General features: G+C 50.1%; 10 protein-coding genes. 2 read left to right on the top strand and 8 right to left on the bottom strand.

Annotation, left to right across the window (positions count from 1 at the left end; genetic code table 11):
• Positions 1-113 precede the first annotated feature (113 nt).
• From EA408_03980 to EA408_04015, 8 genes are all read right to left on the bottom strand, one after another.
• Positions 114-1,652, bottom strand: coding sequence for a M20/M25/M40 family metallo-hydrolase (locus EA408_03980; protein ID TVR73786.1), 1,539 nt, complete (start codon positions 1,650-1,652; stop codon positions 114-116).
• Positions 1,653-1,937: 285 nt separating this feature from the next.
• Positions 1,938-4,145 carry a selenide, water dikinase SelD gene (selD, locus tag EA408_03985; protein ID TVR73787.1) on the bottom strand — a complete coding sequence of 736 codons (2,208 nt, stop codon included), beginning with the start codon at positions 4,143-4,145 and terminating at the stop codon, positions 1,938-1,940.
• A 13-nt stretch (positions 4,146-4,158) separates the two neighbouring features.
• Positions 4,159-5,208: a tRNA 2-selenouridine(34) synthase MnmH gene (gene mnmH / locus EA408_03990; GenBank protein ID TVR73788.1), complete on the bottom strand. Its 1,050-nt coding sequence runs from the start codon at positions 5,206-5,208 to the stop codon at positions 4,159-4,161.
• Between the two features lie 90 nt (positions 5,209-5,298).
• On the bottom strand, positions 5,299-6,357 hold the full coding sequence (locus EA408_03995; protein ID TVR73789.1) for a glycosyl hydrolase: 1,059 nt from the start codon (positions 6,355-6,357) through the stop codon (positions 5,299-5,301).
• A gap of 75 nt (positions 6,358-6,432) precedes the next feature.
• Positions 6,433-7,992 (bottom strand): hypothetical protein, encoded by a 1,560-nt coding sequence (locus tag EA408_04000; protein ID TVR73790.1) that lies wholly within the window; start codon positions 7,990-7,992, stop codon positions 6,433-6,435.
• 101 nt (positions 7,993-8,093) lie between these two features.
• The gene (gene lon / locus EA408_04005; GenBank protein TVR73791.1) at positions 8,094-10,460 is read right to left on the bottom strand and encodes an endopeptidase La; all 2,367 of its coding nucleotides are present in this window, start codon (positions 10,458-10,460) and stop codon (positions 8,094-8,096) included.
• Positions 10,461-10,646: 186 nt separating this feature from the next.
• Complete coding sequence (locus tag EA408_04010; protein ID TVR73792.1) at positions 10,647-11,738, bottom strand: gfo/Idh/MocA family oxidoreductase; 1,092 nt, start codon at positions 11,736-11,738, stop codon at positions 10,647-10,649.
• A 131-nt stretch (positions 11,739-11,869) separates the two neighbouring features.
• Positions 11,870-12,901: a galactitol-1-phosphate 5-dehydrogenase gene (locus EA408_04015; protein TVR73793.1), complete on the bottom strand. Its 1,032-nt coding sequence runs from the start codon at positions 12,899-12,901 to the stop codon at positions 11,870-11,872.
• A gap of 113 nt (positions 12,902-13,014) precedes the next feature.
• On the opposite strand from EA408_04015, the gene EA408_04020 reads away from it, so the two are divergent.
• Positions 13,015-13,548, top strand: a complete 534-nt coding sequence (locus EA408_04020; protein ID TVR73794.1) for a macro domain-containing protein — start codon at positions 13,015-13,017, stop codon at positions 13,546-13,548.
• Positions 13,545-14,228 (top strand): hypothetical protein (locus tag EA408_04025; protein ID TVR73795.1); only part of this gene is annotated, 684 nt, incomplete at its 3' end. The genes EA408_04020 and EA408_04025, both read left to right, overlap by 4 nt.

A 14,228-nucleotide genomic window follows, 5' to 3' on the forward strand; every position in this document is an offset into this window, starting at 1 on the left:
ATCATTACCGGGCAGAGTGATCATTACCGGGCAGAGTGATCATTACCGGGCAGAGGCGGGGACTGCAACTACAGGCAGTTCGCCGGCGAACCAATGGCAGTCCGCCAAAAGGATCAATCCTCAATCCAGTATCCTTCCCGGGGCAGAAGATGGTCAAGGTTTGCTATTCCAAGCACCACAATCGCAGTAACAATTGATGTATGCTCCTGGTATTCTGCAATGCTCATATTGTAAAGGTCGCGCTCGGTGTGCCATATCTCGCCGTACTGGAAATTATACCCTTTCGGGTCTGACAGTCCGAATGTCATAATTGGCACTCCCTTTACCGCAAATGACCCGCTGTCTGTGCCTCTCGCCACTGCGGGAATACTGCGGGGTGTGTGTTCCCTGAGCTCAAACGGGAAATCGGGGTTTATACTGTTTAGCGGCGCGGTGATCCTTTCCATATCATCCCACATTGCCGGGGTAACGCTCAAACTGCTTGCCACAAGTGGGCCGCTGTCGCGGTTGAACATGTTGCTTATCCTGTCCAGCTTCTCCTCATTCTGTTCAACCCAGTGCCTTGACCCGATAAGTCCGAACTCCTCTGCAGCCCAGAGACATACGAGTATGGTACGCCTGGGTTTACCTCCGGCAGCCATGATCAGTCTCGCAGCCTCCATTGCAGGCGACACGCCTGAACCGTTGTCCACTCCCCCTGTAGCAACATCGAAAGCATCAAGGTGACCTCCCATGATGACATACTCATCGGGAAACTCAGTGCCCGGAATAATCCCTATTACATTGTGGTATTTGACCGGTCCTGGCTTGAAGTGGTTCCTTATGTCAAATTCAAGCTGAAAATAGATGCGTTCCCCTGCCATCTGCTCAATAATGGCAAACTGATGCTCGTTGAGCCGTATATCGGGTGTTGAGGGAAGGTTGTCGAAACTCATATCTTCGAGGTTTCTCCGGTCATAAAGCGCCCTTATGGGCACGGCCGACTTCTGTATGACTCCCAGAATACCCGCTTCAACCATTTCACGGTACAAAAGGGCAGGTTCATCTTCGAGCGGTATCAGTTCCTGGTGCTCCTCTTCGGGCCTGCCGAAATTTGCCCTTCTGATCTCATTGTTCCGTTGCTCTGTCTCTTCGTTCCTTTCAATTATACGTTGCCTGCGTTCATGTGCCTCATCGGAAATATCTACGGGCCAGCCGTCATTTGTGCCGGTAATCAGTACCCATGCCCCGTTAAGCGTTCCTTTCATACGCTCAAACTGGGCAAGGGTTTTGGGCTCGAGTACCACGTGTCCCCTTTGTACCCCCATTGTTCCCGATGTGTACGAAGGTGTTGCAAAATGAAGGGTCATACCGTCTCCCCCTATCATCCTGCCGAACCATGGCCCGCGGTTAAAACCTACCGGCACCTCGCCCGCCTCGTCCATCTCGACTATCATGCCCCACTCCCTGAATTTTGATGCGGCCCACCTGGCAGCATTCGCGTAGGCGTCGGAGCCGGAAAGCCTTCCGCCGATCCGGTTTGACAGGACATCCAGATGTTCCATGGTTCGGTTGTCGGTCAGTCCGATTTCAATTATTCTCTCAACAACAGGATCAACCTGTCCTATGGCGGAGTTCTGGCCGGAACCATGAAGGAGTCCGGCAATCAGCATAAAGGTGCAAAATAGAATGGTCTTCATATGATCAGGTTTATAAATTCAATGCCACGTGAACCTGTCGTGCTTCATACGTGCATGTTTCTGCTAAATTGTCAGCGTTACCGGTTTCAGGGCAGTATTTGATTTGGGGTTTCTACAAGATGAACCGGCCGGGATTAAAGCCGGCCAGCAAATATATCAGTATTTTTTTTAATTCGGAAGATGTGAGTTTAAGGCCAGACAACAGTAATTCCGGCAAGGCCGGGGCCGGTCATACAGACTACCGGGGCGAGCATCTGGTCAGGTAACAGTAATTTCTGCACGGCCCGTGCCGGTCACCTTACCGATGACAACACCAGCGGAAACTCCTACCTTGTGCAGTCTTTCAATGAACTGCCTCTCATATTCTGCCGGCAATGAAACCAGCAATCCCCCGCTGGTCTGCGCATCGCACAGGATCAGTTTCATGGTTTCAGACACATTTTCGTTCCATCTGGTGATACCCGATACATATTCCAGGTTATTGACCGTGCCACCGGGTACCGCGCCTGCTGCTGCCAGTTCAAATATTCCTTCGATAACAGGCACTTCTGACGATTCTATATGTACCTGTACCCCGGAAGCTGAAACCATCTCTTTGAGATGTCCGAGCAACCCAAATCCGGTTATATCGGTGCAGGCGTTTACCGGGAACTTTTCCATAGCCCTGGCCGCCCCGGCGTTGAGAGAGCTCATTACAGCCACCGCTTTAAGGGCAAGCTCCGGGCCGGCCAGCTGGCGCTTCACGGCGGTGGATATAATTCCGGTTCCCAGGGGCTTGGTGAGGACAAGCACATCTCCCGGTTTTGCCCCCGAATTGGTGATGAATTTGCCCGGGTGAACGATGCCTGTGACAACCATTCCGAATTTGGGCTCGGTATCTTCAACCGTATGTCCGCCGAGCACGCTGACACCCGCTTCACGGCATTTATCACCTGCACCTTTCAGGATATCCCTGAGTACCTGTTCGGGCAGCCTGTTGCTCGGGAAGCCCACTATATTCAGTCCGAAAAGCGGCATTGCACCCATGGCGTAGATATCGCTCAGGGCATTGGCAGCTGCAATGGCGCCGAAATCTGCAGGATCGTCAACCACGGGGGTAAAGAAATCGACCGATTGCACCAGGGCGGTTGTTTCGTCAATGCGGTACACTGCAGCATCATCGGAGGTGCCGGCACCCAGGAGCACATTTTTATCGGATACCAGGGGCATATCTTTCAGAATTCGCTCAAGGTACTGCGGCCTGATCTTGCACGCGCAACCTAGTCCACGCGTAAACCGGGTCAGCCTTACAGGCTCACCTTCGCCGGCTGCTGCTGTTTCATCATAACCGTTACTGCCAAGTCTCCTGACGGCTTCAATGATCATCCCGGCAGCCCTGTCAATCTCATCTGCTGTTGTAAAACTGCCCGCAGAGAACCTGACGGTTCCCAATGCAAGCTCATCCTCAACATTCATGGCCCTCAGCACACCCGATATGCTGGTGTCTGCCCCGTGGCATGCCGCTCCGGCTGAAGCCGCCAGCAGGGGAAGTCCGTCCAGCAGCATATTGGCGCTGACCCCCGGAAAGCTTACAAACAGGGTGTTTGGCAGCCTCTTTTCGGGATGCCCGTTAAGCCTGATGCCGGGCAAATGTTCTGACAGCCTTGCAAACAGCCTGTCGCTCATCTCTTTCATATGGGTGGCATTGGTACCGAGGTCCCTCAGCGCGATCTCAGCCGCCTTTCCCAGTCCCACTATTTCGGGCACATTCTCGGTGCCGGCACGGCGCCCTGTTTCATGGCCCGCACCATGCATCAGGCTTTGCAGCTTTATTCCGCGTTTGATAAACAGCGCACCGATCCCTTTCGGGGAATAGAACTTGTGGCCAGCAAGCGAGAGGAGGCCGGTACCCGCTTCTCTTACGTCGACAGGGATCTTTCCCGGGGACTGGGCGGCATCGGTATGGAACAGGATACCATGCTTTCCTGCTATTTTGCCGATCTCTTCAACAGGCTGCAGAGTGCCGGTCTCATTGTTGGCATGCATTACCGATATCAGTATGGTGCCCCTCGTTATTGCCTTTTCTATCTCATCAGGATCAACCATGCCATATTGATCTACTCCTACATATGTTACCCTGAGTCCGGCAGTTTCAAGGAACCGGCAAACCTCTGAAACGGAAGGGTGCTCGATTGCTGTGGTTATAATGTGGCTGCCTTTGTCGCGGTAGCCGAATGCTGCTCCCTTGATGGCATAATTGTTGGATTCGGTACCTCCGCTGGTGAACACAACCTCGTCGGGATAGCAGTTGATAAGAGCTGCAACCTGTTGACGTGCCTTCTCAACTGCCTTTTTTGCATCTGCACCGAATGAATGGATGCTTGACGGGTTACCGTAAACATGGGCCAGGTAAGGACGCATAGCCTCAGCAACCTCCGGGTGTACCGGGGTTGTTGCGTTGTAGTCGAGGTATATTATCTTTTCCATCTCGGCAGACAGGTTATGGTTTGACTGTGCTGATCAACCCCTTTTCCCGGCATAAGCCGGTCAGTAACCTTGCATTTTCGGCAGGATCGGCCGTGCCGGTCTGAAGCATGAAAACCCTTTCAGGGTCTCTCTGTGAAAGGTCATAGCTGTATGCTTTGTCGTAATATTTAAGAATTATCCGGGCAGCCAGGCTGAAATCTTTATTTTTAATGGCTTCTGTTGCCGCAGCTGCATGCTGTCTGCCCAGCTTCTTTTTTATTTTCTCCACCGAGGCTGTAAGAAGGTGTTCCGGGAAGGAGGAATAATCCCTTACCAGTCTCCCGACCCTGAGTTCATCAGGCATTTCAAGGCATACTGCAGGGGATTCGGCGATCTTCCTGTGAAGGGCGTCGGGAATGAATAAAGAGCCAATGCTGCGGCTTTCATCCTCCACCCAGGCAACCTCAGATCTGTCAAGGGACAACCATGTATCTGCCAGGTTATTTTCAAACTGTTCGTTGGTCGGCTGCGGGGGTTGTCCGAGTGAGCCGAAAGCTGAACCTTTGTGGCATGCAAGTTTTTCCAGGTCTATAACCTGTTGCCCCAAATGCCGGAGTTGGTCCAGTATATCGGTCTTGCCGGTCCCTGTCTTCCCCGAAAGGGCAATAAGCATTACGGGATCTTCCCAGCGGCTTCTGATATATCTCCTGTATTCCTTGTAGCCCCCATCAAGTATAAAAACATCGAATCCGGCAAAAGAGAGAAGCCACCCCATGGCTTCAGAGCGCATTCCGCCTCTCCAGCAGTGTATCTGCACCTTATTTCCGGGTGCACGTCTGAGGGCGGCCCTGACAAAGGAGGAGAGCTTCTTTCCGGCAATATCAAGGCCTGCCATAACAGCCTCATGGCTGCCATTGTTTTTATAGGCCTTTCCTACGATACTCCTTTCATTGTCGCTGAAAAGGGGGATGTTTACGGCACCGGGGATGTGTCCCTGGTTAAACTCCTGCGGTGACCTTACATCAATTACCGGCAGGGATTTGCGCAGCTCCATGAACTTTTCGATCCCAATATGGCTTGTCATTGGCAATTATGCTTGTCTGGCCGGCACACGGCAATAATCCCCGCAAAGATCGGGGCCGGACGGGATATTTCCTGCAAATATAGCGAATAATCAGATCTGAAGCTTGTCGTATGAGGCTTCCATCATCAGGAAGAATGCCTGGCCCTCACTCGACCATGCCGGCCTTGCATAGGTTGTCGGACCGGGCACACCTGTAACATATCCCAGGTCGTCGACCTTTTCGTGTACGGCTGTTCTGATATTTAAAGCGGTATCCAGGTAATCATTTTCAAGCCATCCCTCCTTTATACCCTTGAACACGGAGTCGGCCACCCTCATCGCGAGACTTGTTTCAACAAAGGTGGATGGCTCATTTATGTTGTTGTGAAACAGATAGTCGTCTCTCATGTACCTGAGGCAGCCTTCCAGATGTTGGCGGACAAACCCCTTGAGTATATTGCTTTCGGCCGACATGGCAGGAGGGAGGTGGCCGATGAGCTTTGTCATACCGGCAATAGCATGCGCATTGGCCAGTCCCCAAAGGTTGGAATGGCTGATCTCGCCTGTTTCGGCGTTCCAGCGGTATGCAAACAGCGCTTCCTCTTCGATCCACAAGCGGTCAATAATGGCCTTTGCCTGCCGGTAGGCCTCTTCGGGATAACCGGCATAGGCGACGAAGGGCGGAGCCATATAGATCGAATCGGCCCACAGCTCAGGACCATGATAGGAGTGATGTATGTAGCCCTCTTCGGTGCGCGGGGCCCTTTCGAACAGGTACTCCAGCATTCTGTCCGCCGCCTCCTTCATGCTTTCGTCGCCGGTTATTTCTGCTGTCCTGAGCACGGCTTCGAGCGGTGTGGCTGAATCGTTTATGCCGTTGGCGGTGCTGATAACTGCCAGCCGCCCGTCGGCACCCTGCCTTGTAACCGCTTCCCTGGCCATAAGGATCATCATTGTTTCATCGCCGCTCTCAACGAATGCCTGCGCGGCAATACCGTGTTCCCAGTTCTGCTTCTGCAGGGAAAGCATGGCCATCTTAACCTTATTTCTTATCGGTGCATGGATATTTTCGGTTTTTTCCTCTATGGCCCTGCTGCAGGATGAGACAGAAGGAACAAAAAGTGCGCTGCCAAGAAGGCCTGATTTGATCAAAAAATCTCTTCTTATCATAATTATGAAGTTTTAATGATTTGTATTGTTGAAACTGTATATCTGGTTTTATTGTTTTTGGTTCTGCGTCATTATCTACCTGTCGGTTTCTATCACAGCCAGTCCGAGAAAAACAGCTATGTCCTTAAGCTGCTCCCGCATATCACCAAGTGTGGCATTAAGGTGAATACCATATAGATAGGGTTGGAATTCCTGCTGAATTTTTTTTATATCGTCGTGCTTGACTATGATCTTTGCAGTACACATTACATCATCCAGATCTTCTCCTCCGGTATAAATGGAATGACCATCAACTATTTCACCCGTGTGCAGCCTAACCCTTTTGAGAAGGGAATGTATCTCCCATAAGGTAACGGACTCACCTGCCGGCCATTCTGCTGTAAGTCCGGTAGAAGACCCGGCTTCTTCAGGAATATCCCGTACCGGACTTTCGGCATGAGGCACTATTGAGTATGGAACCCTGCGCTCATCTCCGTAAGGATTGATTGGTATTCCGCTGTGCAGGACAATCTCTGTGGAGTTATGGATATCATACATGAAATCAGCAAGCATGCTTGGCCTGCCGGTCATCAGGTATGCCAGCACCTGGCTGATCAGCAGATCGGGATAATTCTGGCATACAGCCATTATACCACGTGTTTTGAAGCCAAGTTCCAGGGCCACTCCCGGCCAGAACCTGTCCGACAGCTCTCCGCTTCCCGATACCGTGCGGATGTGAGTGGATACCGCATTGCAGTTATGCTTTTCCCTTAGCTCATCCATTGCGAGGTAGGCCCTGGCAGTTTTAACAATCTCAGGCATTGAGGCTGTCACTTTTCTGGCATTGCTGACCCACTCATTCGCGATTTCTTCAGCTTTACTGATATCTGTTTTTTGATATGCCTCGAAAAATTCATGGGGCTCAACGCTCACAATTTCCACACCAAAGAGATCGGTGAAATTTGAAAGATAAGTTTCATTAAAACCTTCGGGGAAAGACTGGTTATGGTCACCCCTGTAATTCACTGATGCAATTGTTTCATTTTCATGATTTTTTATCATCAATATCCGGGTTTGCCTAAGTTCCCTCACAACCTGAATAAGCCTGATTTTATCAACCAGATCATTGAACATAGCATCTCTTACAGCCGGCGAAGCAAGATTTCTCCTGTCCAATTGGGCGGTAAGTATCCTGCCATCCTTGTATCCGTCACCTCCCTTGAGCACGCTCTCTTCAGGCATTTCTCCCGTGGCAAAAAGATGATAGGGCTGAGCATCCATGAATTCGAAAAGGTTATATACGACTATTGTGGGCAATCCTGTGAAAGCCAGCCTGTAGTCTCCATCCAGCCGTCCGATTATCAGCACTCCGTCGTATCTGTCTTTGTTGTCTGTCAGCTCGGCAAGTGCCGAGGGATTGTTGCCTTCCCATTCAATGAAATCAACTCCTGCGCATGATTGCCGGAGTTCATCCAGCACCTCCTCATGTGTGGTATAAGTTTCAGGAGCACCCCCTGAACCTGTGCAGCCACAACCATATGAGGTGAAAATTGTAAACACTTTTGTGCTGCCGCTTTGTGCAAGTGCAAAACAGGCAGAAAAGAATACTAACAGGGTAATTAAGCCAATCTTTTTCATATTAGTTCTTTTAAACAATGATTACTGATATAAACTGATCCGGCGGTTACATGATAATCCGTTTCCCGCGGTGCAGGTGATGCAGCAAGTTAAGAAAAATAAAAGTAACGGCTATATTTTTAACCCTGATAGGCTATACGCAGTACATCGTTAAAATTATGAACGAAATGGGGTATTATACCCTCTTTTAGATATCCGGGCAGTTCGTCAAAGTCTTTCTTGTTGCCGGCCGGGAATATCAGTTCAAAGACCCTGACTCTCCTTGCCGCGATAACCTTTTCCCTGACACCTCCTATGGGAAGCACCCTCCCCGTAAGTGTAAGCTCACCTGTCATGCCAATACCATTTCTTACACCTTTGCCGACTGCAAGCGAATAGATGGCCAGTGCCATGGTAATTCCTGCCGAGGGTCCGTCCTTTGGAGTTGCGCCTGCAGGGACGTGAAGGTGTATGAAGTTTGAACGGAAATAATCACTTAACGACTTTTCCTTGTTGCCGAGGGATCGGACATATGAATATGCTATGTCGACTGACTCCTGCATTACCTTGCCCAGCTGGCCGGTCTGTTTTATCCCCTGCGATTTGCCTTTTACGGCCGAGGCCTCTATATACAAAGTTGCACCTCCCATTGCCGTCCATGCCAGACCCAGGGTAACACCCGGGATGGCCTTCTTATAGATTTCTTCTGCAGAGAATACAGGCTGGCCCAGGTATTCAACCAGGTTCCTGCCGCTTACATTTATCTTGTTAACACCTTCCCGTGCCTGTTTAAGGGTTGCCTTCCGCATTATCTTCTTGATCTGGTTCTCCATATTGCGCACACCGGCTTCCCTCGCGTAGCCGTCGGCTATCCTGGCCAGCGCCTTTCCGGTTATACTGACTTCGGCTGATTTTAATCCGTGCTCCCTTCTCTGCTTGGGTATTAGGTACCTTTTGGCGATCTCCACTTTCTCTTCGAGAATGTATCCCGGTAGCTTTATAACTTCCATCCTGTCGAGCAGCGGCCTGGGTATGGTGTCAAGCTGGTTGGCGGTGGTGACAAAAAGAATGTTGGAAAGATCAAATCTTACATCAAGGTAATGATCAAGGAACTCGCTGTTCTGTTCGGGGTCCAGCACTTCAAGCAGCGCGGCTGCAGGGTCTCCCTGGAAGCTGGCGCCTATCTTGTCAATTTCATCGAGCATTATCACCGGATTGGAAACCTGTGTGCGTTTAAGGCTCTGGACGAACTTCCCTGGCATAGCGCCGATATATGTGCGGCGGTGCCCTTTTATTTCTGCTTCATCACGCATACCTCCCAGTGAAAACCTGTAAAATTTTCTTCCGAGCGAATCGGCAATCGACTTGCCAATTGAGGTTTTACCTGTGCCGGGAGGACCTACCAGGCATATGATGCTACCTGAAACCTTCCCTCTTTTAACAATAGTGCTGATAAATTCAAGGATCCGCTGTTTCACATCGTTAAGTCCGTAATGCTGCTCATCGAGTATTTTTTCGGCTTTGACAAGGTCGTAATTCTCTTCGGAATGAATGCCCCATGGCAGATCGGTGAGCCAGGTAAGGTATGATCTGGTGACCTGGAATTCGGCTGAGCCACTTTCAAGCGACTTCATCTTTTCCAGCTCTTCATCGACCACTTTTTTTGCTTCGGGCGTAAGCTTCAACTGTTTGATCTTCTTCTCAAAACCCTCTATTTCGGTCGATTTATCATCTTTTTCTAGTCCGAGTTCCTTTTTGATCACCTTGAGCTGCTCCCTCAGAAAGAACTCACGCTGGTGCTTTGAGACTTTTTCTTCGATCTGTTTCTGGATATCCTGCTGGATCTTGTTTAGCTCTATCTCTTCCTTTAGCAGTAACAGCAGCTTTTCACTCCGTTCAAACAGGTCGGTTGCCTCAAGTATCTCCTGCAGCTTATCGCTGTCGGCCGTGAGGAAGGATGCCACCAGATCCATCAGGAGTCCTGGTTTCTCCATACCCACCTGCGAAAGGGCAAGCTTGATCTGCTCATGGAACATCGGGTTGAGCTTTATGAGCTCCTTGACCGAGTTTATCACGGCAAGAGTATAGGCTTTAAGCTCATTTGACGGTGGATCCTTCTCATCATATTCATACCGTACCTGCCACATGTCCATACCGGCCCTCTTGATCTCCTTTATCTTATGGAACCGGGTAACGGCCTGGCCAAAGAACTGTATTCCGTCATCCGATTTGTTTACTATCCTTTGGATCTTAAGCAGGGTTCCGGTATCAAACAGTTCTGCATCCAGGATGTCTTCACCGTTGGTTTCCCTGATAAAGGAAACCCCGACAAACTTGTTGTTGTGTTCAATCGAGTGCTCAATAATTTCAACCATTTCCTTCCCCGAAAAGGACAGGGGAAGGGTAAGTCCGGGAAAAACGGGCCTGTTCTCCAGTGGCAGTACAAAAATATTGTCGGGATATATGTCAGATACCAGAACGAGCTGGCTTTTGTCAGAATTGCTCATACTATCATGGTTTTGCCGCGCCAAACAGCGCAGGTTATATTTTATTCTTCATAATTGGAGTATTTATGCGCCAAAATTCATACCAATGGAAACCGGCTTAGTGCATTGCACCGTAATCATGGCAATATGACACCATGAGGGTAAGGTTGCCCGCCTAATTGTCATGTAGGTCCTGCATTGGACCGGTCAGGAATTCAGCGGCCAGCAGACGGGTCTGCGCTCTTTCTGAGACCGGTAGAGTGCAGTAAATATCTCAACGGTTTTGCGGCCTTCGCTTCCAGTTACCATAGGTGTTTTGCCGCTCATTATCGCATCGATGAAATCTTCATGTTGCAGCCTAATGTAGTATTCAGTGGCATCGACCGAGTTAAAGATGTCAGAATCTTCCCTTACCCATTGCTCCAGCATCTTTTCCTCTCCGGGGATTGTCCACAGGTCATTTACAGGCGGCTCGGCAATCCCTGAACGGCCTGCAATAAACATTGCACCCCCGTCTGTCTGCACTCCTGCCGAAGCACCGTTGGATCCGTGGATGTGTACCTTGCCGTAGATACCGGGTTTCTGTGAGTTGCTAACCACGATATTTCCGATTGCTCCATTCTTAAACCGGAGTACTGCAACGGCCGTATCTTCAACCTCAATATAGGGGTGGTTGAAGTTGTCCCACATACCATAAAGCTCACTTATGGGGGATCCCATGAACCACTGCAGCAGGTCGAGCTGGTGTGGGGACTGGTTCACCAGAACGCCGCCACCTTCATGCTCCCATGAACCCCGCCACGGGTCGCTCTCATAATATTCCCTGTCCCTCCAGCCCAGCATTATCACTGTTCCAAGCACCGGACTGCCGATACGGCCCTCCTTTATTGCCTTGTGCATCCTGAGGCTGGGTGAGTAAAACCTTCTCTGGCTGATTACACCGAGGGTTCTGCCGGTTTTTCCGGCTGTGTCAATCATCGCGTCACAATCTTCGAGCGATGATGCAAGCGGCTTTTCCACCATTACATGGGCCCCCGCGACCATAGCGCTGACAGCCGGCCCTCGGTGAGCGGGGTGGGGGGTACAGATCACAACCACGTCAAGCTTCTCTTTTTCAACCATCTCTTCTATTCCGGTATATGAAGAAACACCGTAACCTGAGGCAAAATTACTTCCGTTTTCGGCCGACCGGCTGCAGACTGCCCTGAAGTCTGAATTGTATGCATTAACCAGTGCTCTTGCATGGAGATGGGCTACTTTTCCGCATCCGATTATTCCCGTTTTGAGTTTTTGTTCCATGAAATGCTGTATTTTAGATTTGAAATTATTGAGTACGTGGTTCCGGCAGAATTATCTGCACGTTGACGGGATACCTTATCTCAAGGGACACCCCCGGTTACATGATATACCTCCGGTCTCCTGTTTCCATGTCAGGGGATAAGGATCACCTTGTTAAGTCCCTTCTCCCTGCCATAAAGCCTTCTGAACCAGTCCGCCCCCTCTGCCAAAGGTGCTTCGGCACTAAGAATTACATCGGTATTAAGCAGGTCCTTTTCCAGCAGGCCCAGCACGGGGCCATATTCACCGTTTATTGCGCATGAACCCTGAAGCTGCAACTGGCCCGTAACAACAGTCTGAAGTGGTATTTCAACTGACGGGGAAATATTGCCGAGGATAGTAAGCGTGCCGCCTTTTCTCAGTGCGCTGATGGCCGTATTTAATGTGGAGCTGATGCCAACTGCTTCGAATGCTATATCTGCACCGCGGCCTCCCGATATATTTTTTATCTCTGTGGCTATATTATCCCTTTTGGGGTCAAGTATGAGGGTAGCGCCCAGTTTTTCGGCAAGTGACAACTTCTCTTCGTCAATATCCACAGCGGCTATTTCGGTGCAACCGGCAAGCCTCAGCATCTGTATAACGAAAAGCCCGATCATTCCCGCGCCTACAACAACTGCAGTGTCATTGACGGCGACCGGTGTAAGGTTGACGGCATGAAGCGCCACTGCAGCCGGTTCGACCATGGCTGCCCTGGCAAAGCTGACATTTTCGGGTATCCTGTAAAGGATGTGGCTGGGGACTGCAACAAAATCTGCATATGTTCCGTCGCGTTTGAACTCTTTGGTCGACACCCCCAGTACCATCCTGCCATCGCTCAGGTTATAGTTTCCCCTCCGTGAGTACCAGTCCCCCAAATCATAGATGGTCGAGTCAAATGTCACCCTGTCACCCGCTTTCCAGTCCCCGACTCTGCTACCAGTATCCCTGATAATACCGCTGGCTTCGTGCCCCATAATGACAGGCGGAATCCTCCGTCCCGTGCTGCCATCCATACCATGCACGTCGCTTCCGCATATACCCGTTGCCCTGACCTCGACAAGCACCTCATCAGGTCCCGGTACAGGGTCGGGTACATCCTTATAGGTCAGCTTCATGTAATCTTCAAGTACAAGTGCCTTCATTGAGAAGATGTTTTATTGCTTTAATATTGCGGATGAATTATCTTTGTTTAATATGGTAAATATACCATAAACCCGTTTTAAATAAATGTCGATCCGTTTAAAAAGGAAATGTCATGGAAAAGACAGTGTCTGGTGTAACCATTGAGCTCGTAAGAGGTGATATTGCATCGCAGCCTGATATAGGAGCTGTTGTTAATGCTGCGAATGCACAGTTACGCATAGGCGGCGGTGTTGCGGGTGCCATTCACAGGGCGGCCGGACCCGGACTTGAGAAGGAATGTCTTCCTTTCGCACCGATAAGGCCCGGTGAAGCAGTGATTACCGGTGCGCATAAACTGCCTAACGACTATGTCATTCATTGCCTGGGTCCGGTTTACGGAAGAGACAAACCCGAATCCGGGCTGCTGTCGGACTGCTACAGAAATGCCCTGGGGCTGGCAGAGAAGAACCGTATTGAATCTGTTGCCTTTCCGGCCATTTCGGCAGGAGCTTTCGGCTATCCCCTTAATGATGCGGCTGAAGTGGCGCTTAACACTATTTTTGAGGTTTCTTCGGGCCTTAAGCATGTGAAAAAGATCAGGTTTGTACTGTTTGCTGAGAGTGACCTTGAGGCCTTCGGTAATGTTATTTCATCCCTGAATATATGATGGAGACAATTTCCTGGGTGGGATTTTCCCAGGGTATGTTTGCGGCTATTCTGGTACTGGCCAAGAAGGAGAGGAGTGATTCTGACAGAATACTTGCTGCCTGGCTATCACTTCTTGCCATCGAATTTCTATTGTATGCTGCAGATTACAGGATTTTCGGCAAACCTATCCTGTCAAGTTCGTTTCTGCTGTTCAATCCCGCCTGCTACCTGTATGTCCGGTCGCTGACACTTGAAGATTTCCGGCTTCGACCGGTACAGCTCCTGCATCTTCTTCCCTATATATCTGTAAAGCTGATTGCTTACCTTCTCCGGGAACCCTATGAGCTTGACGGCTATTTTGAACAGGATGAAAGTCTCTGGTTCAGGATACTTTTTTCGGTTACTTCGGTGTTGTCATGGATAATATACAACAGTCGCAGTGTGATGCTTGTGGTAAGGCACCGGCGGGGACTGGAACATGAATTTTCGACCATTGAAAGCAGGGAAAAGGTCGGCTGGCTTCTGTTTGTGGTAGTTTTTTACAATCTCTACTGTGCATTTGCAGTTGTAATCGGTGCATTCAACGTGCTTACCGGATCGCCTTCGCCGGTGATGCATGTTTACAGCTATTCCACTATGCTTGCCATGGTTTATATCCTGGGATTTTACGGGTTGTGGCAGACTTCCATCTACAAGGCG

The organism is Marinilabiliales bacterium, assembly GCA_007695015.1.
Lineage (GTDB): Bacteria > Bacteroidota > Bacteroidia > Bacteroidales > PUMT01 > PXAP01.

Coding starts and splice junctions, on each gene's coding strand:
- selD (TVR73787.1), bottom strand. CDS start 4,145: ATGGAAAAGATAATATACCTCGACTACAACGCAACAACCCCGGTACAC.
- EA408_04020 (TVR73794.1), top strand. CDS start 13,015: ATGGAAAAGACAGTGTCTGGTGTAACCATTGAGCTCGTAAGAGGTGAT.
- EA408_04015 (TVR73793.1), bottom strand. CDS start 12,901: ATGAAGGCACTTGTACTTGAAGATTACATGAAGCTGACCTATAAGGAT.
- EA408_03995 (TVR73789.1), bottom strand. CDS start 6,357: ATGATAAGAAGAGATTTTTTGATCAAATCAGGCCTTCTTGGCAGCGCA.
- EA408_04010 (TVR73792.1), bottom strand. CDS start 11,738: ATGGAACAAAAACTCAAAACGGGAATAATCGGATGCGGAAAAGTAGCC.
- lon (TVR73791.1), bottom strand. CDS start 10,460: ATGAGCAATTCTGACAAAAGCCAGCTCGTTCTGGTATCTGACATATAT.
- EA408_03980 (TVR73786.1), bottom strand. CDS start 1,652: ATGCTGATTGCCGGACTCCTTCATGGTTCCGGCCAGAACTCCGCCATA.
- mnmH (TVR73788.1), bottom strand. CDS start 5,208: ATGACAAGCCATATTGGGATCGAAAAGTTCATGGAGCTGCGCAAATCC.